The 5,026-nt window shown below is 39.2% G+C and carries 6 protein-coding genes; all 6 read left to right on the top strand.

Features of this window, described 5'->3' with window-relative positions; translation table 11 throughout:
- Positions 1 to 264 (top strand): T9SS type A sorting domain-containing protein (locus tag ACOVO2_RS18665; protein WP_421771428.1); only part of this gene is annotated, 264 nt, incomplete at its 5' end.
- Positions 265 to 275: 11 nt separating this feature from the next.
- Positions 276 to 1,892 (top strand): metallophosphoesterase, encoded by a 1,617-nt coding sequence (locus tag ACOVO2_RS18660; protein WP_421771427.1) that lies wholly within the window; start codon positions 276 to 278, stop codon positions 1,890 to 1,892.
- Positions 1,893 to 1,917: 25 nt separating this feature from the next.
- Positions 1,918 to 3,276 (top strand): YHYH protein, encoded by a 1,359-nt coding sequence (locus tag ACOVO2_RS18655; RefSeq protein WP_421771426.1) that lies wholly within the window; start codon positions 1,918 to 1,920, stop codon positions 3,274 to 3,276.
- A 6-nt stretch (positions 3,277 to 3,282) separates the two neighbouring features.
- The gene (locus ACOVO2_RS18650) at positions 3,283 to 3,825 is read left to right on the top strand and encodes a YbhB/YbcL family Raf kinase inhibitor-like protein (protein ID WP_421771425.1); all 543 of its coding nucleotides are present in this window, start codon (positions 3,283 to 3,285) and stop codon (positions 3,823 to 3,825) included.
- A 207-nt stretch (positions 3,826 to 4,032) separates the two neighbouring features.
- Positions 4,033 to 4,311, top strand: coding sequence for a helix-turn-helix domain-containing protein (locus ACOVO2_RS18645; RefSeq protein ID WP_421771424.1), 279 nt, complete (start codon positions 4,033 to 4,035; stop codon positions 4,309 to 4,311).
- A gap of 231 nt (positions 4,312 to 4,542) precedes the next feature.
- Positions 4,543 to 5,026: methylmalonyl-CoA mutase family protein (locus tag ACOVO2_RS18640; RefSeq protein WP_421771423.1), on the top strand; the 484-nt coding region annotated here is incomplete at its 3' end.

The raw sequence follows: 5,026 nt of genomic DNA, 5'->3' as shown, positions 1-5,026 counted from the left end.
GGAGGAAATGTGGTATTAGCTAATGAGCCTACGCAAGATGATTTTGTAAAGGTTTTCCCAAATCCAAGCGATGATAGAATAAAGGTGGAGTTTTTAGAGAACGTTGGCGAGTTCCGAATCTCTCTCATCAATTTTATTGGTCAGTCTATCGTGCAGTCTCAAACAAACGAAATTGATGTAAGCAAGGTAGCCAGCGGCACATATTTTCTGAAAATTGAAACCGACAAGAAAAGAGCTCTCCGAAAAGTAGTTATCAACCACTAAAATAGCCTATTATGTTAAAACGTCTCCTAACTTATATTTTTCTTTGTGGTGTCTCAAATCAGTTATTTGCTCAAAATTTTACCGAGATTTTGGGCAGACCAACCAGCACGAGCATTACAATGAGTGTATTGTTCGATACGAATGTGGATGTCTATTGGGAATACGGAACTGAAACGGGTAAATACACTAATAAAACCAATACGTATAAACTCGTGGCTAACGTACCACAAGAAATCGACTTCAATGATTTAAAACCTAACACAAAATACTTTTACCGAATTGCTTATAAATCAGGCACAAGCACAAGTTATGTAATGGGTCTCGAACATACTTTTCAAATGCCTCGCCCAGCTGGCAATACATTTTCGTTTGCCGTGGAAGCCGACCCGCATCTTGATGAAAATTCTGTTCCCGAGTCGCTTACGTTAACTATGAAAAATATGTTGGCCAAAAAGGTAGATTTCATGATTGACCTCGGCGATAATTTCATGAATGACAAACTTTCGGTGAAAAATCAAGAAGAGATAACTAAACGAACCGTTCTTTTTCGACCCTATTTTGGTGCTTTGTGTCATTCTGCACCGCTGTTTTTAGCACTGGGTAATCACGAAGGAGAATACAGTTTTGTGCCAAACAATACGCCTACATCATTGCCAGTATTGGCTACTAATACTCGAAAGTTATATTACCCCAATCCGTCACCCAATAATTTTTATACGGGGAGCGAAGTTGCTGAGCCATTGGTAGGTTTGCGAGAAAACTATTATGCCTTCACTTGGGGAGATGCCCAATTCATCATTCTTGACCCTTATTGGTACACAGTAAAAAAAGGAGATTGGGGCTGGACATTAGGAAAAACACAGTATGATTGGTTGAAGAAAACTTTAGCCGAAAGTAAATCGAAATTCAAATTCTTATTTGCTCATCAGTTAATCGGTGGTGGCGGAACCGAAGCCCGTGGTGGCTCTGAAGTAGCTCATTTATTTGAATTAGGTGGCAAAAATGCCGATGGTAGTTATGGTTTCGATACCAATCGCCCAAATTGGGGTAAGCCTGTTCACGAATTATTGAAAGAATACAATGCCACGATTTTCTTTCATGGACACGACCATTTTTACGGAAAACAAGACAAAGAAGGTATTGTCTATCAAGAAGTTCCGCAGCCATCGGCCAGAAATATTTCGAGTGTAACGGGTTTAGAGTATGGTTATATTGATGGCGTTTTATTGGCCAGTAGAGGTTTTTTATTAGTAACGGTTTCGCCCGAAAACGTGAAAGTCGAGTACGTAAAAACATTTTTACCATCGGAAGAAAATAATACTCGAAAAAATATGGATGTGGCACATTCATACATCATCACACCCAATGTAGTTACTGGCTTGAAAGAAATTTCAGAGAAAGAATACCTGAAAATTTACCCCAACACTGCCAAAGACTATGTAAAAGTTGAGTTTCTTGAAAAGATGACTAACTATAAAATCAGATTGGCTAATATGAAAGGGCAAGTTTTATCTGAAACGTACGAAAACGATGAAGTTGATGTAAGAAACCTACCCAATGGCGTCTATTTACTCAATATAGTCAATGAAAAATACCAGTTCAATAGAAAAATAGTTGTCAGTCACTAATAAAAACCTAATCACCCAATCCCTTATGAAATTTATAAAATATTGCCTGTTGTTGCTCAGTTTGGCACATTCGGGGTCGTTGCTTGCTCACGTAGGCGAGCATTCAAACACAAAAAGTGTGATTTACACAATTAAGGGTAAGCAAGTTGAGGGGCATTTCCTGATGGAACGTGAGGGAAAGGTTTTTATCGAACACAAAAACGGTAAAATCATTTCGGCAGATTTGAATGATTTTTCATTTTCAAATCAAACCTCCTTGAGTAAGAAAATTGCTTTTTTGAAGCAAATAAATACTGAAAATCGAGTAGTGGGGAAATTTACTAAAAATACAGAATCAACTGATTATCATTCTATTTATGTTTTCCTCTTCATTGGTATTCTTGGTTTTATTATTCTGATGAAGAAACAAAACCAAAACCCCAACATAGCCTATTTTTTGGGGAGTTTTATGTTGTTTTTTTATGCCTGCAAAACCAACGAAGCCGAACCAACAAACTCGACCACCAACACTACTCCAACTTTAAGCAAAACCGACCCAAGTTTTATCGAAAAGGTTTTTAGTCCTTACAAATCAGAAGTGAAAACACGCTTTGATGATACCTATTTTTACGTAGAAACTGAGGGTATTCCACAGACTCACAATATGATGGTAGGAATTACGAGCTGGCAACAACAAGTACCCATTCCACAAGGCTATACAGGCTCAAATGCGTGGTCGATTCCGCTTAAACCCGAATTTGCCGCTTCGCCATTGAGTTTGAAAACCAATTTTATGAAAGGAGCGGTAGCCATAGCCCCCAATGGTATCCCGATTTTCAATCCACTTAATAATCGTGGCGAAGATGCTTTTGCCATCGGTGAATTAGACCAATGGGGCGGGCATTGTGGTCGTGCCGATGATTACCATTATCATATAGCACCGCTTCATTTTGAAGCTACCGCTGGCAACAATCCGATTGCCATGGCTCTCGACGGTTTTGCCATTTATGGCTCTAAAGAACCCGATGGTACTGCCATGAAAACATTAGATGAATATCACGGACATAATTACAGCAATACTTATCATTATCACGCCGAAACCAAATATCCGTATTTTATGGCTGCGATGCGAGGAAAAGTAACGCTCGACCCCAGTACCCCAGCTCCAGAAAATCAGATACTTCCACAGGCAAAATCGGCTGGGGTTCGCCCTGCTTTAACTGCTCTCAAAGGGGCAAGTATTACCAATTTTAAAGCCACTGGAACAAACGCTTATTCACTTGAATATACACTTGATAGCAAAAAAGCCTATGTAAATTATGCTTGGGATACCAAAGGCGTTTACACTTTTACATTCATTGGCACCGATGGCAAATCAACAACAACCCAATACACTAAGAAATAAATCAATATGAAAAAAATACAGTTTTTAATAGCCTTTTGTAGTATTTTACTAATAAATTGTGCAAAAGAAGAGGTCGAAACACCAACCAATACTGGAGTTTTCACCTTAGAGAGTTCGGGCGTTGTCAATGGTGTTTTAGATAAAAAATACACCTGTGATGGTCAAAGTTTTGCACCACCACTGGCATGGAAGAATGCCCCCACTGGCACAAAATCTTTTGCCGTAATAATGCACCATATTCCACCTACGGGCGATAAACACGTCTATTATGTGGTGTATAAACTCCCATCGACAGTTACTTCTCTGCCTGAAAACAACACAAGCATTGGTTCGTTTGGGGTAAATACCGTCAATGGGAAAAATAGTTATACGCCACCTTGTTCGCAAGGGCCAGGTGCAAAGATTTATATCATTACGGCCTATGCTCTTTCAGCTGAGCCAGTTATACCTGCCACAGCCACAAAAGTAACGATGGATATAGTCTTAGACGCCATCAAATCAACTACTTTAGCAAAGTCAGAATTATCGGTGAGTTATACTCGACCTTGATGAAGTCAAGAGAGTAGAAGCTCGATTAGACATTTATACTAATCGAGCTTTTTTATGCCAAAAACTCAACCTTTTTCTTAAATAAAACGTATCTCAAAAAATAAATTAATTTTTTCACAGCGTTTCGAAATCATTTATCGTCTTAGAAATTAGAGAGTACCTAACGAGACAAAAAATTATGAAAAAACGTATTTAAACTTGAGAACAATGCGTTACGTAAGAAAGATAACTGAGGAACAAGTTGAACATTTAAGAGAAGTGTCACGTCGCAGTCGTAATTATCGTGAACGTGAACGAGCAAAAGCAATTTTATTGAGTTACAAAGGATACAATGTAACTGTCCTATCCGATATTTTTGAAGTAAGCCGTGGCACAATTACCAACTGGCTGGATGCTTGGGAAGAGCGTGGTGTTTTTGGATTGAAAGATTTACCTAAGCAACTAAATAACAATTCATTAAGCGAAAAACCTTTGATGTATAATTAAAATTTTGAAACAAATCTACTTTTTTTCTCTATGGAAAGTCTGTTGCTACTGGCGGCAGGCTTTTTTTGTAAATGCCTAATATCTTTCTGTGGACTTGCGGACTATCGACCGTGGACTAAAACTACTATTTTAATTTAGCAAGAAAATACTGGACTAATCTGATTTCTTGGGTAAATTTGCTTAGAAATATCTGCAGAAAAATCATTCTGCAGATTACCGCTTCTTTCATCAATGAAACCAGACTTCTCGAAAATAGCCTTAGAGTCAAGCACATCGCTTCCTCCCAACGAAACACAATCGGAGACCTCGACTTATTTTCGTACGGCTGAGGGCATCAACGTAAAACCAAGATTCACCGCAAAAGATATTGAATCGGCCGAGCACTTGCATTTTTCGGCGGGTATTCCACCGTTTTTGCGTGGGCCGTACAGCACAATGTACGTCATGCAACCGTGGACGATTCGGCAATACGCTGGTTTTTCAACGGCCGAAGAATCGAATGCTTTTTATCGCAGAAACTTAGCAGCTGGACAAAAAGGACTTTCGGTAGCCTTCGATTTAGCAACGCACAGAGGTTATGACTCTGACCATCCACGTGTAACTGGTGATGTAGGAAAGGCAGGAGTGGCCATTGATACAGTTGATGATATGAAAATTCTCTTCGACCAAATTCCGTTGGACGAAATGTCGGTTTCGATGACCATGAACGGGGCAG

This window comes from Emticicia sp., assembly GCF_049241225.1.
Classification (GTDB): Bacteria; Bacteroidota; Bacteroidia; order Cytophagales; family Spirosomataceae; genus Emticicia.
The sequence above is the reverse complement of the archived record's forward strand: the minus strand, read 5'-3'. Positions and strand labels throughout refer to the sequence as shown.

What these genes read in the sequence shown, in the direction of transcription:
- ACOVO2_RS18645 (WP_421771424.1), top strand. Translation starts at nt 4,033, where the DNA reads ATGCGTTACGTAAGAAAGATAACTGAGGAACAAGTTGAACATTTAAGA.
- ACOVO2_RS18655 (WP_421771426.1), top strand. Translation starts at nt 1,918, where the DNA reads ATGAAATTTATAAAATATTGCCTGTTGTTGCTCAGTTTGGCACATTCG.
- ACOVO2_RS18650 (WP_421771425.1), top strand. Translation starts at nt 3,283, where the DNA reads ATGAAAAAAATACAGTTTTTAATAGCCTTTTGTAGTATTTTACTAATA.
- ACOVO2_RS18660 (WP_421771427.1), top strand. Translation starts at nt 276, where the DNA reads ATGTTAAAACGTCTCCTAACTTATATTTTTCTTTGTGGTGTCTCAAAT.